Raw genomic sequence first — 16,037 nt, 5'->3', positions numbered from 1 at the left:
GCGCCAGCGGCGGCGGCTGATCCGTCGGGCCGGCCGCGCGCTACGCGTCGAGTTCCGACTCGACCGGCCGGCTGCCGCTGTCGCGCATCGAGCGCACCTCGTCCCCGGGGCTGCGGCCGAACAGCCGCTTGAACTCGCGGCTGAACTGCGACGCGCTCGCATAGCCGACCCGCGCGGCGGCGGCGCCCGCCCCCAAACCGTCCTGGATCATCATCAGCCGCGCCTGGTGCAGGCGCGCGGCCTTCACGTACTGCATCGGGGAAGTCGCCGTCACGTGCTTGAACTGCGCGTGGAACACCGCGACGCTCATGCCGGCCTCGCGCGCGAGCGTGTCGACGTCGAGATCGGCTTTCAGGTCTGCGTGAATGCGCCGCAGCGCCTTCGCGACGCGTCCGAAATGATGCTGCTGGACCAGCGCCGCGCGAATCGCGTCGCCCTGCGCGCCGGTCAGCACGCGATACGCGATCTCGCGCATGATGGCCGGCCCGAGCACGCGCGTGTCGTGCGGCGACGCGAGCGCTTCGAGCAGCCGCAGCACCGCGTCGGCGAGCGGCGCGTCGAGCGAGGTCGAATACACGCCATGCGGCTCGCTCGCCGCCGCGCCGAGCGTCTCGTCGAGCAGGATCGCCAGTTCGGCGATCACGGCCAGATCGATGCGGATCGAGATCGCGAGAAACGGCTCGTCCGGGCTCGCGAAAGTCTCGCATTCGAACGGCAGCGGCACCGACAGCACCAGATACTGCTGCGCGTCGTAGACGAACGAGCGGTCGCCGAGATAGCCGAGCTTGCGGCCCTGGCACACGACCACGATGCTCGGCTCGTACAACACCGGCATGCGCGGCACGGGCCGGCTCACGCGAATGAAGCGCACGCCGTCGAGCGCCGCGAGCGTGTCGCCTTCGTGCGGCGCGAGGCGCGCATGCAGCTCGATCATGCGGCGCCGAACGCGCTCGCCCGAGTCGTCGAAAAGGGGCTGGAAGCTCATCGGCGTCGTCCTGTCCGGCAAGAGAATCAGGCTCGCAATGTAGCACCGGGAAAGCGTCCCGGCGGCCGTCCGCGCCAAATTCGAGAGGAATAGGCAAATCTTCCAGACCTTCGTGTATTTCGCCGGCGCGGCGCGCTCCTTAGGATGGGAGCCTGTCTCGCCGCGCCGCCACATGACGCGGCGGCAGCCCGTTTTGCCGGATTTCCGGATCAGGAGCCCATTGCATGAGCACAACCTACGCTTACGCGGCGACCGACGCGCGCTCGCCGCTCGCCCCTTTCGAACTCCAGCGCCGCGCGCTGCGCGACCTCGACGTGCAGATCGAGGTGCTGTACTGCGGCGTCTGCCACTCGGACCTTCATCAGGCCCGCAACGAATGGCGCAACACGATCTACCCGGTCGTGCCGGGCCATGAAATCGTCGGCCGCGTCAGCGCGACCGGCCCGCAGGTCTCGCGCTTCAAGGTCGGCGAGCTGGTCGGCGTCGGCTGTCTCGTCGATTCGTGCCGCACCTGCCCGAGTTGCGCGGAAGGCCTCGAGCAGTATTGCGAGAACGGCTTCGTCGGCACCTACAACGGCCAGGACCGCGTGACGGGCGAGGTTACGTACGGCGGCTATTCGACGCGGATCGTCGTCGACGAGGCGTTCGTGCTGCGCGTGCCCGAGTCGCTCGATCCGGCCGGCGCCGCGCCGCTGCTGTGCGCGGGGATCACGACCTATTCGCCGCTGCGCCAGTGGAACGCCGGCCCCGGCAAGAAGGTCGGGATCGTCGGCCTGGGCGGCCTCGGCCACATGGGCGTGAAGCTCGCCCGCGCGATGGGCGCGCACGTCGTGCTGTTCACGACGTCGCCGTCGAAGATCGAAGACGGCAAGCGGCTCGGCGCGCACGAAGTGGTGGTCTCGAAGGACGAAGCGCAGATGAACGCGCACCTGAACAGCTTCGACTTCATCCTCAACACGGTCGCCGCGCAGCACGACCTGAACCCGTTCCTGAACCTGCTGAAGCGCGACGGCACGATGACGCTCGTCGGCGCGCCCGAGCACGACCATCCGTCGCCGCAGGTGTTCAACCTGATCTTCAAGCGCCGCCGTCTCGCGGGCTCGCTGATCGGCGGGATCGCCGAAACGCAGGAGATGCTCGATTTCTGCGCGCAGCACGGGATCACGTCGGACATCGAGGTCATCCCGATGCAGCAGATCAATGCCGCGTACGAACGGATGCTCAAGAGCGACGTGAAGTACCGGTTCGTGGTCGACATGGCGTCGCTCGCGCAGTAACCGGCGTCGCAACGAAAACGGGCCGCATGTCGAAGGACATGCGGCCCGTTTTTCATCGACCGTCGGAACGGCCCGACGGCCGCGTAACGCGCAATTCGCATCGCGCGTTACGCCGATGCCGCCGCTCACTTCTTGTAGTCGTAATCGACCGTCAGCGGCGCGTGATCGCTGAACTTGATGTCCTTGAAGATCGACGTGCTTTTCGCGGTGCCCGCGACGCCCGGCGTCGCGATCTGGTAGTCGATGCGCCACCCGACGTTCTTCGCGTACGCCTGGCCGCGGTTGCTCCACCACGTGTACTGCTCGGGGCGCGGGTCCAGCGTGCGGAACACGTCGACGTAGCCGACCTCGTCGAACAGCTGCGTGAGCCACGCGCGCTCCTCGGGCAGGCAGCCCGAGTTCTTCTGGTTGCTCTTCCAGTTCTTGATGTCGATTTCCTTGTGGACGATGTTCACGTCGCCGCACAGGATCACCTCACGCTGCTGCTTCAGCTCGGCGAGATGCGGCATGAATTCGTCCATGAAGCGGTACTTCGCCTGCTGGCGCTCTTCGCCGCTCGAGCCGGACGGCACGTACACCGACACGACCGACAGCTTGCCGTAACGCGCCTCGACGTAGCGCCCCTCGGGATCGAATTCGCTGCTGCCGAAGCCGATGATCACGTCGTCGGGCTCACGGCGGCTGTACACGCCCGCACCGCTGTAGCCCTTCTTCGCCGCGTGATGGAAATAGCTCTTGAAGCCGTGCGGCTCGACGAATTCGGCCGGCAGGTCGTCGGCCGACACCTTGATTTCCTGCACGCAGACGCAGTCGGCGTTCTGTTCGCCGAGCCAGTCGAAGAAGCCCTTCTTCGCGGCGGAGCGGATGCCGTTCAGGTTGGCGGTAATCACTCGCATCATGTCGGGTTCCGTGGTTCTGTTCGTTTCGATGGGTTTGACGGGATCGCTAGCTGATCTTCACGCCTTCGAGCTCCGGCTTCGGCGGCGGGAATTCGAGCTTCATGTCGGTCAGCGTGCGCAGCAGCAGCTCGGCGATCATCACGTTGCGGTGCGTCTTCGAGTTCGCCGGAATCACGTACCACGGCGCATGCTCGACCGACGTCGCGGCGAGCGCATCGCGGTATGCCGACTGATACGCATCCCAGTGCTTGCGCGCGTCGAGATCGGCGATGTCGAACTTCCAATGCTTGGTCGGATCGTCGATGCGCGCCTGCAGCCGTGCGCGCTGCTCGTCCTTCGAAATGTGCAGGAAGCACTTGACGATCGTCGTGCCGCTCTCGACCAGCATCGTCTCGAAATCGCGGATCTGCCGGTAGCGGCGCTCGCATTCCTTCGCGTCGATCATGCCGAGCACGCGCGGCACCAGCACGTCTTCATAGTGGCTGCGATTGAAGATCGCGAGCTCGCCCGCGGCCGGCACCTGCGCGTGCACGCGCCACAGGAAATCGTGCGCGGCCTCGATCGGCGTCGGCGCCTTGAACGGCACGACGCGCAGGCCGAGCGGATCGACTTCGCGGAACACCGCGCGCACGGTGCCGTCCTTGCCGCTGGTGTCCATGCCCTGCAGCACCAGCAGCACGCGCTTCTTGTGCTGCGCGTGCAGGCGTTCCTGATGCGTGTCGAGTTCGATCGACACGGCCGACAGCCGTTCGCGGTCGGTATCCTTCGAGCCCGACGAGAATGGCTTCGCCGCCGGATCGAACGCGTCGAGCGTGAATGCGGCAGCTGCCTTGTCGCGCGTGCCGTACGGCACGCGGAAATCGTCGAGCGACGGTTGTTTCGCCATTCGTTCCTCCGTTGGACGGTGCGCGGTCAGTCGCACACGATAGCGCATCCGCCAAAGCGACGGGCCGCCCCGAACAGGTTCGGCGGCGGCCCGTCGTCACACGCGGCTCGGGTGCGCGGCCACGTTCAGCCGAGCTTCTTCTTCAACAGCTCGTTGACCTGCTGCGGATTGGCCTTGCCCTTGGTCGCCTTCATCGCCTGGCCGATCAGCGCGTTGAACGCCTTCTCCTTGCCCGCGCGGAATTCCTCGACCGATTTCGCGTTCGCCGCCAGCACCTCGTCGATGATCGCCTCCAGCGCGCCGGTGTCGGAGATCTGCTTGAGGCCCTTCGCGTCGATGATGCGGTCGGCCGCGCCTTCGTCGGTCGCCTTCTCGTCCCAGATCGTCGCGAAGATTTCCTTCGCGATCTTGTTCGAGATCGTGCCGTCGGCGATGCGCTGCAGCACCAGCGCGAGCTGCGCGGCCGACACCGGAATCGCGTCGATCTCGATGCCGTCGCGGTTCAGCTGCGACGATACGTCGCCCATCAGCCAGTTCGCGGCGATCTTCGCGTTCGCCGCGCCGGCCTTCGCGACCACCGCCTCGAAGTACGCGGCCATCGCCTTGCTCGACGTCAGCACGCCGGCGTCGTACGCGGACACGCCGTACTGGTCGACGAAGCGCTGCTGGATCGCGGCCGGCAGCTCGGGCATCCCGGCCTGCACGCGCTCGATCCAGTCCTGGCCGATCACGAGCGGCATCAGGTCGGGATCGGGGAAGTAGCGGTAGTCGTGCGCGTCTTCCTTGCTGCGCATCGAGCGCGTCTCGCGCTTGTCCGGATCGTACAGGCGCGTTTCCTGCACGACTTCGCCGCCGTCCTCGATCAGCTCGATCTGGCGTCGCACTTCGTAGTTGATCGCCTCCTCGAGGAAGCGGAACGAGTTCAGGTTCTTGATCTCGGCGCGCGTGCCGAACTTCTCCTGGCCGACCGGGCGCACCGACACGTTCGCGTCGCAGCGGAACGAGCCTTCCTGCATGTTGCCGTCGCAGATGCCGAGCCACACGACGAGCGCGTGCAGCGCCTTCGCGTACGCGACGGCCTCGGCCGCGCTGCGCATTTCCGGCTCGGTGACGATCTCGAGCAGCGGCGTGCCCGCGCGGTTCAGGTCGATCCCGGTCATCCCGGCGAAGTCCTCATGCAGCGACTTGCCCGCATCTTCCTCGAGATGCGCGCGGGTCAGGTTGACCGTCTTCTCGTACGCCGGCTTGCCGGCCTTTTCGTTGGCCGGCACCTGGATCGTGATCTGGCCGCCCTGGACGACCGGGATCTCGTACTGGCTGATCTGATAGCCCTTCGGCAGATCGGGGTAGAAATAATTCTTGCGCGCGAAGATGCTGCGCGGCGCGATGGTCGAGCCGATCGCGAGGCCGAAGCGGATCGCCCGCTCGACCGCGCCGCGGTTCAGCACCGGCAGCACGCCCGGCAGCGCCAGATCGACCGGGCAGGCCTGCGTGTTCGGCTCGGCGCCGAACTGCGTCGGCGCGCCGGAGAAAATCTTCGAGACGGTCGACAGTTGCGCGTGCGTCTCGAGACCGATGACGACTTCCCATTGAGTCATATGCTTACACCCCTGCCGGTACTTGCTTGTGCCAGTCGGTCGCGCGCTGGAACGCATCGGCGACCTGCAGCATCCGGGCTTCGTTGAAATAGTTGCCGATGATCTGCAGACCGACCGGGCGCTTCGCGTTCGCGCCGGCGCCGAAGCCGCACGGCACGCTCATGCCGGGCAGGCCGGCGAGGCTCACGGACAGCGTGTAGATGTCGGCGAGATACATCTGCACCGGATCGTCGCCCTTCGCGCCGAGATCCCATGCGACCGTCGGCGACGCCGGGCCCATGATCACGTCGCAGGACTTGAACGCTTCCTGGAAATCCTGCGCGATGATGCGGCGGATCTTCTGCGCCTGCAGGTAGTAGGCGTCGTAGTAGCCGTGCGACAGCACGTAGGTGCCGACCAGGATCCGGCGCTTCACCTCGGGGCCGAAGCCTTCGGCGCGCGACTTCTTGTACATGTCGAGCAGATCGCCGTACTGCGCGGCGCGGTGGCCGAAGCGCACGCCGTCGAACCGCGACAGGTTCGACGACGCTTCCGCCGGCGCGATCACGTAGTAGACGGGAATCGACAGCTCCGTCTTCGGCAGCGACACCGGCACGAGCGTCGCGCCGAGCGCTTCATATTGCTTGAGCGCCGCGTCGATCGTCGCGCGCACGTCGTCGGCGAGGCCCGCGCCGAAATACTCGTTCGGCAGGCCGATGCGCAGCCCGGCGAGCGGCCTGGCCGCGTCGCTGCCGGCCGTCCACGGCTGGCCGAGGTGGCGCGTGAAATCTTCGTCGTCGCGCTCGAGGCTCGTCGAGTCGCGCTCGTCGAAGCCGGCCATCGCGTTCAGCAGCAGCGCGCAGTCGGACGCGCTCTGCGCCATCGGGCCGCCCTGGTCGAGCGACGACGCGAACGCGATCATCCCGTAACGCGACACGCGGCCGTAGGTCGGCTTGATGCCCGTCACGCCCGCGAACGACGCGGGCTGGCGAATCGAGCCGCCGGTGTCGGTGCCGGTGGCGGCCGGCGCGAGGCGCGCGGCGACGGCGGCCGAGCTGCCGCCCGAGCTGCCGCCCGGCACCGCGTGGGTGTCCCACGGGTTCTTCACCGCGCCGAACGCGGAGTTTTCGTTCGACGAGCCCATCGCGAACTCGTCCATGTTGGTCTTGCCGAGCGTGACCATGCCGGCCGCCTGCAGGCGGGCGACGACGGTCGCATCGAACGGGCTCTGGTAGTTTTCGAGCATCTTCGAGCCGGCGGTCGAGCGCCAGCCGCGCGTGACGAACACGTCCTTGTGCGCGATCGGCACGCCGGTCAGCGGGCCGCCCGCGCCGCGCGCGAGCTCGGCGTCGGCGGCCTTCGCCTGCGCGAGGGTGAGGTCGGCGTCGACGTGGACGAACGCGTTCAGGTCGCGTGCCGCGTCGATCCGTTTCAGGTACAGCTGCGCGAGCTCGACGGCCGAGCATTCCTTGGCGGCGAGCGCGGCGCGCAGTTCGGTCAGGCTTTTTGCGTGCATTGAGTGGTTTTCCTGGGAATTCTGGGTCGCGCGCGCGGCGTGGCGCCGGCGCGCGTGTCGTCGAAGGCTTACTCGATCACCTTCGGCACGAGATAGAGGCCGTCCTGGACGGCCGGCGCCGGACGCTGGTTGTCGTCGCGATTGACGACTTCCGTCACGGCGTCGTCGCGCAGGCGCTGCGCGACTTCCTGGATCTGTTCGATCGGGTGGGCGAGCGGCGCGATGCCGGCGGTGTCGACCGCCTGCATCTGCTCGACGAGGCCGAAGAACTCATTGAGCTGGCCGAGCGTGTGCTCGGCGTCGGCGTCGGCCATTTCGAGTCGCGCCAGGTGCGCGATGCGTTTCACATCGGTCAGGGTCAGGGCCATGCGATCACCGGAAAAACAAGACTGCGCAGCGCAATCTGAAACCGCGCTGCGGCGGGGGGTTGGAGGGTGCGATCCCACCCTCAAAAATCGGGACCGAAGCGGCAAAAATACCGTCCGTTTCGGTTCAAATACCGCGAAATTATAAGGTATCATTACGCGTTCGACCCAAACCCGGCCAGCCTTTTCCCGCACCGTTTCGCCGCTTCGGCAAGCCGTGCGTGCTTCGTGCGGTTCCCGGTAGACATCACTCGCAGCTTCGTGCGCCGCGGCGGCCGCTTCCGCCACGCTTCCCGAGGCTGTTATTTTTTCCGCTGCCGCCCTCAGCGCTCGCTATCCAGGGCCGGCTCAGAGCGAAACAGGATTCTGAATGTTCGGTTTTTTGCGCAGCTATTTCTCCAACGATCTCGCGATCGACCTCGGCACCGCAAACACCCTGATCTACATGCGCGGCAAGGGCATCGTGCTCGATGAGCCGTCGGTGGTGTCGATCCGCCAGGAAGGCGGCCCCAACGGCAAGAAGACGATCCAGGCAGTCGGCAAGGAAGCCAAGCAGATGCTCGGCAAGGTGCCGGGCAACATCGAGGCGATCCGCCCGATGAAGGACGGCGTGATCGCCGACTTCACCGTCACCGAGCAGATGATCAAGCAGTTCATCAAGACGGCGCACGAGTCTCGCATGTTCTCGCCGTCGCCGCGCATCATCATCTGCGTGCCGTGCGGCTCGACCCAGGTCGAGCGCCGCGCGATCAAGGAAGCCGCGCACGGCGCGGGCGCGTCGCAGGTCTACCTGATCGAGGAGCCGATGGCGGCCGCGATCGGCGCGGGCCTGCCGGTGTCGGAAGCCACCGGCTCGATGGTCGTCGACATCGGCGGCGGCACGACCGAAGTCGGCGTGATCTCGCTCGGCGGCATCGTCTACAAGGGCTCGGTGCGCGTCGGCGGCGACAAATTCGACGAAGCGATCGTCAACTACATCCGCCGCAACTACGGGATGTTGATCGGCGAGCAGACGGCCGAGGCGATCAAGAAGGAAATCGGCTCCGCGTTCCCGGGCTCCGAAGTCAAGGAAATGGAAGTGAAGGGCCGCAACCTGTCGGAAGGCATTCCGCGCAGCTTCACGATCTCCAGCAACGAAATCCTCGAAGCGCTGACCGACCCGCTGAACCAGATCGTGTCGTCGGTGAAGATCGCGCTCGAGCAGACGCCGCCGGAACTCGGCGCCGACATCGCCGAGCGCGGGATGATGCTGACGGGCGGCGGCGCGCTGCTGCGCGACCTCGACCGCCTGCTCGCGGAAGAAACCGGCCTGCCGGTGCTCGTCGCCGAAGATCCGCTCACCTGCGTCGTGCGCGGCTCGGGCATGGCGCTCGAGCGCATGGACAAGCTGGGCAGCATCTTCTCGTACGAGTGATCGCCTAGGCAGTCCCGTTTGACATGACGCACGCGCGGCGTGGCCGGATCGCTCGCTCAGAACGAACCGCCACGCCGTTTGCGCGTCTGAGCATTATTTAACCGATCACCACGCGCCCGGCGCCGACCATGGAATACAGTCCGCCGCCTCTCTTCAAGCAAGGTCCGCCTGCGCTCGCGCGGCTCATCTTCTTCGTCGCCCTCGCCATCGCGCTCCTCGTGTCGGACGCGCGCTTCAGCACGCTCGAAATCGTCCGCGGCGTGCTCGGCACCGTGCTGTACCCGTTGCAGCGCGCGGCGCTCGTGCCGCGCGACCTGTTCATGGGCGCGGCCGACATCGCGGTCACCGGCGCGTCGCTGCGCCACGAGAACGACGCGCTGCGCAAGCGCAACCTGCAGCTGTCCACCCAGGCCAACCAGGCCGCGATGCTGGCGCAGGAAAACATCCATCTGCGCGCGGTGCTCGAGCTGCGCCAGCACATCGCGACGCAATCGACGCCGGTCGAGATCCAGTACGACACGAGCGACCCGTTCACGCAGAAGATCGTCATCGGGCAAGGCTCGCAACAGGGCATCCAGCACGGCGCGCCGGTCGTCAGCGAGGACGGCGTGGTCGGCCAGGTCACGCGCGTGTTCCCGCTGCAGGCGGAAGTCACGCTGATCACCGACCGCGATCTCGCGATTCCGGTGCAGGTGCTGCGCACCGGCCTGCGCAGCGTGATCTACGGCACGCCGAAGGGCGATGCGCTGGATCTGCGCTTCGTGCCGACCAGCTCGGACCTCGTCGCGGGCGACGAGCTCGTCACGAGCGGCCTCGACGGCGTCTATCCGCCCGGCCTGCCGGTCGCGAAGGTCGTGCGCGTCGACAAGCTCGCCGATACCGCGTTCGCGCGCGTGACCTGCGCGCCGATCGCCGCGGTGCGCGGCGCGCGCGAGATGCTGGTGCTGCATTACCGCAGCGACGTCCCGCCGCGCCCGGCCGAGCCCGAGCCGGCCGACAAGAACGCGAAGGGCAAGAAAGGCGTGAAGGGCGCGGCGAAGGTCGACAAGGAGAAGGCCGACGCGAAGCCGGCCGCCGCACCGGGCGCGACGCCTGCGGCAGCGGCTCCGGCGGCGCCCGCGCAGCCCGCGGCCGGGCAACCAGGAGCCCAGCGATGAATCGCCCGCAATACATCCTGCAGCCGGTCAACCCGTACTTCATCGTCTTCAGCCTCGCCGCCGCGTTCCTGCTGAACCTGATGCCGTGGGGCCGCCTGCCCGGCGTGCCCGACTTCGTCGCGCTCGTGCTGCTGTTCTGGAACATCCATCAGCCGCGCAAGGTCGGGATGGGCGTCGCGTTCGCGCTCGGCATCCTGATGGACGTGCACGACGCGGGGCTGCTCGGCGAGCATGCGCTCGCCTATACGCTGCTGTCGTACGGTGCGATCACGATCCACCGGCGCGTGCTGTGGATGCCGATCGGCGTGCAAGTGCTGTACGTGACGCCGCTGCTGGTCGGCGCGCAACTGGTGCCGTTCGTGATCCGGCTGATGATGGGCGCCGCGTTCCCCGGCTGGCGCTATCTGGTGGACGGCTTCGTCGAGGCCGCGCTGTGGCCGATCGCGAGCCATCTGCTGCTGATGCCGCAACGCCGCCCGGTCGACCCGGACGACACGCGCCCGATCTGAGCCGCACCGGAACCGCCCCTTGATGACCTGCCGCCCCCACGCCCGAAGCGCCCCGAGGCGGCCCCTCGCCCGCGCGCTCGACGTGCGCGGGCCGGATCGACTGTAAGCGCATGACCGAATTCAACGACACCCAACAGCAGCTCTCGAAGTTCCGCCTGCGCGTCGCGGCGGCGGGCGTGTTCGTGTTCGTCTGCTTCGGGCTGCTCGCGAGCCGCTTCTTCTACCTGCAGCTGCTGCAGCACGGCAAATACGCGCTGCAGGCCGAGGAAAACCGCATCTCGGTCGCGCCGATCGTGCCGAACCGCGGCATCATCACCGACCGCAACGGCGTGGTGCTCGCGAAGAACTACTCGGCGTACACGCTCGAGATCACGCCGTCGAAGCTCGACGACACGCTCGACAACACGATCGACAAGCTGTCCGAGATCGTTCCGATCGACGCGCGCGACCGCCGCCGCTTCAAGAAGCTGCAGGAAGACTCGAAGAATTTCGAGAGCCTGCCGATCCGCACGCGCCTGACCGACGCCGAAGTCGCCCGCTTCACCGCGCAGCGCTTCCGCTTCCCCGGCGTCGACGTGCGCGCGCGGCTGTTCCGCCAGTATCCGCTCGGCATGACGGCCGCGCACGTGATCGGCTATATCGGCCGGATCTCGAAGCGCGACCAGGATCGCATCGACGCGATGAGCGACGACAACGACAGCGATCCGGAACACTACGATCCGCGCCGCGACGCGAACAACTACAAGGGCACCGACTACATCGGCAAGATCGGCGTCGAGCAGAGCTACGAGACCGAGCTGCACGGCCTGACGGGCTTCGAGGAAGTCGAGGTGACGGCCGGCGGCCGGCCCGTGCGCACGCTGTCGCGCACGCAGGCGACGCCCGGCGACAACCTCGTGCTGTCGCTCGACATCGCGCTGCAGCAGGTGGCCGAGCAGGCGTTCGCCGGCAAGCGCGGCGCGCTCGTCGCGATCGAACCGAAGACGGGCGACGTGCTCGCGTTCGTGTCGTCGCCGAGCTTCGACCCGAACTCGTTCGTCGACGGCATCGACCAGCAGACCTGGGACGAGCTGAACAACTCGCCCGACAAGCCGCTCCTGAACCGCCCGCTGCACGGCACCTACCCGCCCGGCTCGACGTACAAGCCGTTCATGGCGCTGGCCGGCCTGACGCTCGGCAAGCGCACGCCGGGCTGGGGCTTCCAGGATCCCGGCTACTTCACGTTCGGCGGCCACACGTTCCGCAACGACGTGCGCTCGGGCCAGGGCTGGGTCGACATGAACAAGGCGATCATGGTGTCGAACGACACCTACTTCTACATGCTCGCGCGCGACCTCGGCGTCAATGCGATCGCGAACTTCATGAAGCCGTTCGGGTTCGGCCAGATCACCGGCATCGACATCCAGGGCGAGGCGCGCGGGATCCTGCCGTCGACCGAATGGAAGAAGAAGGCGTTCAAGAAGCCTGCGCAGCAGAAGTGGTACGACGGCGAGACGATCAGCCTCGGGATCGGCCAGGGCTACAACTCGTTCACGATCCTGCAGCTCGCGCATGCGACCGCGACGCTCGCGAACAACGGCGTCGTGATGAAGCCGCACCTGGTGAAGGAAGTCGAGGATCCGATCACGCGCGCGCGCCACCTGACGGTGCCGAAGGAAAGCGAGGTCATCCCGCTCAAGGCCGCCGACCTCGACGTCGTGAAGCGCGGGATGGAGAACGTCATCGACAACCCGTCGGGCACCGCGTACAAGGTGTTCCGCGGCGCGCAGTACGTCGCGGCGGGCAAGACCGGCACCGCGCAGGTGTTCTCGCTGCAGGGCTCGAACTACAAGGGCCACCTGCTCGCCGAGCATCTGCGCGACCACGCGCTGTTCATCGCGTACGCGCCGGTCGACCATCCGCAGATCGCGCTCGCGCTGGTCGTCGAGAACGGCGGCTGGGGCGCGCAGTCCGCCGGCCCGATCGCACGCCGCGTGCTCGACTACTACCTGGTCGAGCGCCAGAACCCGAAGAACGAGGCCGCGGCCGTGGCCGCCGCCGCATCGGCGACCGAGCCGGTGAGCGCGCCCGTGATCGGCGACGCGACGAAGCCCGTCACCGTGGCGGCCGGCTTCACGGCGCTGCCGCCACCGGTGGTGCCGAGCGCGGCGAGCGCGGCGCAGGCCGCGTCGGCTGCGTCGGCACCGGGTGCTGCGGCGGCCGCCAGCGCGGCGCCAGCGACCGAGGCGAGCGCCGCGGCGCCGCGGCCCGCGAGCCTGCCGCCGATCCGGCGCCCGCACCGGCCGCGCCGGCCGGCCAGCGATGCGCAGCCGCTCGCGGCTGCGCCGCGCGACGACAATTCCCGAGCCGCAGCCGCCGCGAAGGCGGCGAACGCCGGCACCGCTCATTAACGGAGAAAGGCATGCAATTCGACAAGCGCGCCTGGCTCGACAAGATCAAGCAGATGTTCGCGGGCTTCGACCGCCCGCTCGCCCTCATCGTGTTCCTGCTGATGTGCGTCGGCATCGTCACGCTGTACAGCGCGAGCATCGACATGCCGGGCCGCGTCGAGGATCAACTGCGCAACATCCTGCTGACGTTCGTGCTGATGTGGGTGATCGCCAATATCCCGCCGACGACGCTGATGCGCTTCGCGGTCCCGCTCTATACGGTCGGGGTCGCGCTGCTGGTCGCGGTCGCGCTGTTCGGCATGACCAAGAAGGGCGCGAAGCGCTGGCTGAACGTCGGCGTCGTGATCCAGCCGTCCGAGATCCTCAAGATCGCGACGCCGCTGATGCTCGCGTGGTACTACCAGCGCCGCGAAGGCGGGCTGCGCTGGTACGACTTCCTCGCCGCGTTCGGCATTCTGCTGGTGCCCGTCGGGCTGATCGCGAAGCAGCCCGACCTCGGCACCGGCCTGCTGGTGTTCGCGGCCGGCTTCTTCGTGATCTATCTGGCCGGCCTGTCGTTCAAGCTGATCGTGCCGGTGCTGGTCGCGGGCGTGATCGCGGTCGGCTCGATCGCGGTGTTCGAGGAGCGCATCTGCCAGCCGGAAGTGCAATGGCCGCTGATGCACGATTATCAGAAGCACCGCGTGTGCACGCTGCTCGACCCGACCTCCGACCCGCTCGGCAAGGGCTTCCACACCATTCAGGCGGTGATCGCGATCGGTTCGGGCGGGGTGCTCGGCAAGGGTTATCTGAAGGGTACGCAGGCGCACCTCGAATTCATTCCGGAGAAGCACACCGACTTCATCTTCGCGGTGTTCTCCGAAGAATGGGGGCTCGCGGGCGGGCTCGTGCTGCTGACGCTGTACATGGCGCTGATCGCGCGCGGGCTCTACATCGCCGCGCAGGGCGCGACGCTGTTCGGCCGGCTGCTCGCCGGCTCGCTCACGCTCGCGTTCTTCGTCTATGCGTTCGTGAACATCGGCATGGTGAGCGGCGTGCTGCCGGTCGTCGGCGTGCCGCTGCCGTTCATGAGCTACGGCGGCACCGCGCTCACGACGCTCGGCATCGCGATCGGGATGATCATGAGCGTCGCGCGGCAGCGGCGGCTGATGAAGAGCTGAGCGCCCGCACGACGGATGGCCGCATGCGGCCGCGGCAAGCGAAAACGGCGCCTCGGCGCCGTTTTTCGTCTCGACGAGCGGTCGCGGCCGGTCGCGCGCTCACTGCGGCGTCGCGCGCGGGCTCGCATGGTCCGCGCCGCCGCCCGCCGCGGGCTCCTGCGCCTTCAGCCGCGCACTCAGCTCCTTGAATTTCAGCCCGGCCGTCTCGTCGCCCTGCGCGGCGGCCGCCGCGTAGTAGGCACGCGCGATGTTCAGGTTCTGCACGACGCCATCGCCGCCGCGCTCGTAGAACGATGCGGTCACGTACTGCGCCGTCGGCTCGCCCGAATCGGCCGCCTGCTTGTACCAGACGAACGCCTGCCGGTTGTCGCGCGGCGTGCCGCGCCCGTCGAGAAACTGGTTCGCGAGCGACAGCTCGGCCTGCACGTGCCCCTGCTTCGCCGCGCGCAGGAACCAGCGGTGCGCTTCGGCCGGGTTGCGCGCGACGAACTCGCCGTCGTCGAACATGCGCCCGTACACGTACTGCGCGTGCGACATGTTGGCGTCGGCCGCCCGCTTGAGCCAGCGCAGCCCCTCGTCGACGTTCGCGCTCACGCCGACGCCGGTGAGCAGCATCATCGCGTAATTGAACTGCGCGAGCCGGTCGCCGCGCTCGGCCGCGTCGTGGAACTGCACGAGCGCGGCGCGATAGTCGCCGGCGTTGTAGTCGGCTACCGCGGATTGCGTCTCGTGCGCGGGATCGGGTTTCGGGTGCGGGGTGGTTTGGGCGGTGGCTGCGGCGGCGGTTGCCGCGCAGAGTACGCACAGGCCGAGCATCGCGCCGAGCCGCTCGCGCGGACCGACCGCGTGGCGTGCGGATCGGGCGCGGGCATCGGTGCTTGGTTCTGGGGTCGTGCCTGGTCCTGCGTCAGTCGGGGCGCCGGCTCCTGCTCCGTTTCGATCGACGTCGTTCATGACCGCACCTCCTGCAGCGCCTGGCGTGTTGCGCGCAGCAGCCAGCTCACGTCGGCCGACAGCGCGATCATCCGGTAGCCGGCGTCGCGGTACTGGCGCGCGCCCGCCACATCGTTCGCGAAGATGCCGACCGCGACGCCGGCCTGCTTGCCCGCCGCCAGCACGCGCGCCATCGCGGCGGCGACGTCCGGGTGGCGGCTGTCGCCCAGATGTCCGATGCTCGCCGCCAGATCGGCCGGGCCGACGAACAGGCAGTCGACGCCGGGCGTCGCGGCGATCCGCTCGACCTCGTCGATGCCGCGCGCCGATTCGATCTGCACGATCACCGCGACTTGCGCGTTCGCCGTCTGCAGATAATCGCGGCGCATGCCGAACGCCGCCGCGCGCACCATGCCGGCTACGCCGCGCAGGCCGTCGGGAGATTCCGGCGACGGAAAGCGCGTGAGCCGCACGGCGTGCGCGGCTTCTTCGGGCGTTTCGATACAGGGAAACATCAGCGTGCGCGCGCCGGCGTCGAGCGCGCGCTTCACGAGCCACGGCTCGCGCCCCGGCACGCGCACGACCGGCTCGGTCGGCAGATGCGCGGCAGCGAGCGCCCGCAACTGCGATGCGACGTCGCGGCTGTCGTTCGGCGCATGCTCCATGTCGATGCAGAGCCAGTCGTAGCCGGCGTGTGCGAGCGCTTCCGCGACCGAGTCGCAGCCGAGCGACAGCCACAGGCCGTACAACGGCTCGTCGCCGTCGTGTAGACGTTGCTTGATGGTGTTGGTGAGCGTGCTCATCGATACGGCCTCCCGGCGGACAGGCAGTCGAACGGAACAGCACTGGGGAACGGCCGGACGGCAGCGCCCGAGCGGACGCGCAGGCGGCGCCACGCGTCGATCATAGCGCGCCGTCGGGCGAAATGTGGGATGTGCGGCGAAGCGTGGTGATGCGGGTGCGGAGGGA

Annotated in this window: 14 protein-coding genes; 6 read left to right on the top strand and 8 right to left on the bottom strand. The window is 68.0% G+C overall.

Translation table 11 applies throughout. From position 1 onward, the window contains the following. Nucleotides 1-40: 40 nt before the first annotated feature. On the bottom strand, nucleotides 41-985 hold the full coding sequence (locus C3Y15_RS12700) for an AraC family transcriptional regulator (RefSeq protein WP_014723857.1): 945 nt from the start codon (nucleotides 983-985) through the stop codon (nucleotides 41-43). Between the two features lie 224 nt (nucleotides 986-1,209). Here C3Y15_RS12700 and C3Y15_RS12695 point away from each other — a divergent pair, with 224 nt between their 5' ends. Then, the gene (locus tag C3Y15_RS12695; RefSeq protein ID WP_011886340.1) at nucleotides 1,210-2,262 is read left to right on the top strand and encodes an NAD(P)-dependent alcohol dehydrogenase; all 1,053 of its coding nucleotides are present in this window, start codon (nucleotides 1,210-1,212) and stop codon (nucleotides 2,260-2,262) included. Nucleotides 2,263-2,387: 125 nt separating this feature from the next. Here C3Y15_RS12695 and C3Y15_RS12690 read toward each other — a convergent pair whose 3' ends face one another. The 5 genes from C3Y15_RS12690 to gatC all read right to left on the bottom strand — a co-directional run bounded on the left by C3Y15_RS12690 (nucleotide 2,388) and on the right by gatC (nucleotide 7,508). Then, nucleotides 2,388-3,161 (bottom strand): exodeoxyribonuclease III, encoded by a 774-nt coding sequence (locus tag C3Y15_RS12690; RefSeq protein ID WP_011886341.1) that lies wholly within the window; start codon nucleotides 3,159-3,161, stop codon nucleotides 2,388-2,390. A 46-nt stretch (nucleotides 3,162-3,207) separates the two neighbouring features. Then, nucleotides 3,208-4,047, bottom strand: coding sequence for a polyphosphate kinase 2 family protein (locus C3Y15_RS12685; protein WP_011886342.1), 840 nt, complete (start codon nucleotides 4,045-4,047; stop codon nucleotides 3,208-3,210). A 125-nt stretch (nucleotides 4,048-4,172) separates the two neighbouring features. Next, nucleotides 4,173-5,645 carry an Asp-tRNA(Asn)/Glu-tRNA(Gln) amidotransferase subunit GatB gene (gene gatB / locus C3Y15_RS12680; RefSeq protein WP_011886343.1) on the bottom strand — a complete coding sequence of 491 codons (1,473 nt, stop codon included), beginning with the start codon at nucleotides 5,643-5,645 and terminating at the stop codon, nucleotides 4,173-4,175. A 4-nt stretch (nucleotides 5,646-5,649) separates the two neighbouring features. Then, entirely contained in the window at nucleotides 5,650-7,140 is a 1,491-nt protein-coding gene (gatA, locus tag C3Y15_RS12675; RefSeq protein ID WP_011886344.1) for an Asp-tRNA(Asn)/Glu-tRNA(Gln) amidotransferase subunit GatA, read from the bottom strand. A 68-nt stretch (nucleotides 7,141-7,208) separates the two neighbouring features. Continuing rightward, on the bottom strand, nucleotides 7,209-7,508 hold the full coding sequence (gene gatC / locus C3Y15_RS12670) for an Asp-tRNA(Asn)/Glu-tRNA(Gln) amidotransferase subunit GatC (protein ID WP_006407213.1): 300 nt from the start codon (nucleotides 7,506-7,508) through the stop codon (nucleotides 7,209-7,211). A 367-nt stretch (nucleotides 7,509-7,875) separates the two neighbouring features. On the opposite strand from gatC, the gene C3Y15_RS12665 reads away from it, so the two are divergent. The 5 genes from C3Y15_RS12665 (at nucleotide 7,876) to rodA (ending at nucleotide 14,135) form a co-directional block, all read left to right on the top strand. Next, nucleotides 7,876-8,919, top strand: a complete 1,044-nt coding sequence (locus tag C3Y15_RS12665; RefSeq protein ID WP_004189550.1) for a rod shape-determining protein — start codon at nucleotides 7,876-7,878, stop codon at nucleotides 8,917-8,919. A gap of 128 nt (nucleotides 8,920-9,047) precedes the next feature. After that, entirely contained in the window at nucleotides 9,048-10,076 is a 1,029-nt protein-coding gene (mreC, locus tag C3Y15_RS12660; protein ID WP_069246362.1) for a rod shape-determining protein MreC, read from the top strand. Further along, a complete protein-coding gene (gene mreD / locus C3Y15_RS12655; RefSeq protein WP_011886346.1) occupies nucleotides 10,073-10,585 on the top strand; it encodes a rod shape-determining protein MreD in 513 nt (170 codons plus the stop codon). The genes mreC and mreD overlap by 4 nt, the downstream gene beginning before the upstream one ends. A gap of 110 nt (nucleotides 10,586-10,695) precedes the next feature. After that, nucleotides 10,696-12,975: a penicillin-binding protein 2 gene (gene mrdA, locus C3Y15_RS12650; RefSeq protein ID WP_069246363.1), complete on the top strand. Its 2,280-nt coding sequence runs from the start codon at nucleotides 10,696-10,698 to the stop codon at nucleotides 12,973-12,975. Between the two features lie 11 nt (nucleotides 12,976-12,986). Next, nucleotides 12,987-14,135: a rod shape-determining protein RodA gene (rodA, locus tag C3Y15_RS12645; protein ID WP_011886348.1), complete on the top strand. Its 1,149-nt coding sequence runs from the start codon at nucleotides 12,987-12,989 to the stop codon at nucleotides 14,133-14,135. 99 nt (nucleotides 14,136-14,234) lie between these two features. Here the strand turns inward: rodA and C3Y15_RS12640 are convergent, their stop codons facing one another. Together C3Y15_RS12640 and C3Y15_RS12635 are read right to left on the bottom strand one after the other, a co-directional pair. Beyond that, nucleotides 14,235-14,951, bottom strand: a complete 717-nt coding sequence (locus C3Y15_RS12640) for a tetratricopeptide repeat protein (protein ID WP_059462196.1) — start codon at nucleotides 14,949-14,951, stop codon at nucleotides 14,235-14,237. A 134-nt stretch (nucleotides 14,952-15,085) separates the two neighbouring features. Then, entirely contained in the window at nucleotides 15,086-15,871 is a 786-nt protein-coding gene (locus C3Y15_RS12635) for an aldolase/citrate lyase family protein (RefSeq protein WP_011886350.1), read from the bottom strand. Nucleotides 15,872-16,037 lie beyond the last annotated feature (166 nt).

The organism is Burkholderia sp. B10 (assembly GCF_004368385.1).
Lineage (GTDB): Bacteria > Pseudomonadota > Gammaproteobacteria > Burkholderiales > Burkholderiaceae > Burkholderia > Burkholderia vietnamiensis.
This window is presented reverse-complemented; position numbering and strand designations above follow the sequence as displayed.

What these genes read in the sequence shown, in the direction of transcription:
- C3Y15_RS12700 (WP_014723857.1), bottom strand. Translation starts at nt 985, where the DNA reads ATGAGCTTCCAGCCCCTTTTCGACGACTCGGGCGAGCGCGTTCGGCGC.
- C3Y15_RS12695 (WP_011886340.1), top strand. Translation starts at nt 1,210, where the DNA reads ATGAGCACAACCTACGCTTACGCGGCGACCGACGCGCGCTCGCCGCTC.
- C3Y15_RS12690 (WP_011886341.1), bottom strand. Translation starts at nt 3,161, where the DNA reads ATGATGCGAGTGATTACCGCCAACCTGAACGGCATCCGCTCCGCCGCG.
- C3Y15_RS12685 (WP_011886342.1), bottom strand. Translation starts at nt 4,047, where the DNA reads ATGGCGAAACAACCGTCGCTCGACGATTTCCGCGTGCCGTACGGCACG.
- gatB (WP_011886343.1), bottom strand. Translation starts at nt 5,645, where the DNA reads ATGACTCAATGGGAAGTCGTCATCGGTCTCGAGACGCACGCGCAACTG.
- gatA (WP_011886344.1), bottom strand. Translation starts at nt 7,140, where the DNA reads ATGCACGCAAAAAGCCTGACCGAACTGCGCGCCGCGCTCGCCGCCAAG.
- gatC (WP_006407213.1), bottom strand. Translation starts at nt 7,508, where the DNA reads ATGGCCCTGACCCTGACCGATGTGAAACGCATCGCGCACCTGGCGCGA.
- C3Y15_RS12665 (WP_004189550.1), top strand. Translation starts at nt 7,876, where the DNA reads ATGTTCGGTTTTTTGCGCAGCTATTTCTCCAACGATCTCGCGATCGAC.
- mreC (WP_069246362.1), top strand. Translation starts at nt 9,048, where the DNA reads ATGGAATACAGTCCGCCGCCTCTCTTCAAGCAAGGTCCGCCTGCGCTC.
- mreD (WP_011886346.1), top strand. Translation starts at nt 10,073, where the DNA reads ATGAATCGCCCGCAATACATCCTGCAGCCGGTCAACCCGTACTTCATC.
- mrdA (WP_069246363.1), top strand. Translation starts at nt 10,696, where the DNA reads ATGACCGAATTCAACGACACCCAACAGCAGCTCTCGAAGTTCCGCCTG.
- rodA (WP_011886348.1), top strand. Translation starts at nt 12,987, where the DNA reads ATGCAATTCGACAAGCGCGCCTGGCTCGACAAGATCAAGCAGATGTTC.
- C3Y15_RS12640 (WP_059462196.1), bottom strand. Translation starts at nt 14,951, where the DNA reads ATGCTCGGCCTGTGCGTACTCTGCGCGGCAACCGCCGCCGCAGCCACC.
- C3Y15_RS12635 (WP_011886350.1), bottom strand. Translation starts at nt 15,871, where the DNA reads ATGAGCACGCTCACCAACACCATCAAGCAACGTCTACACGACGGCGAC.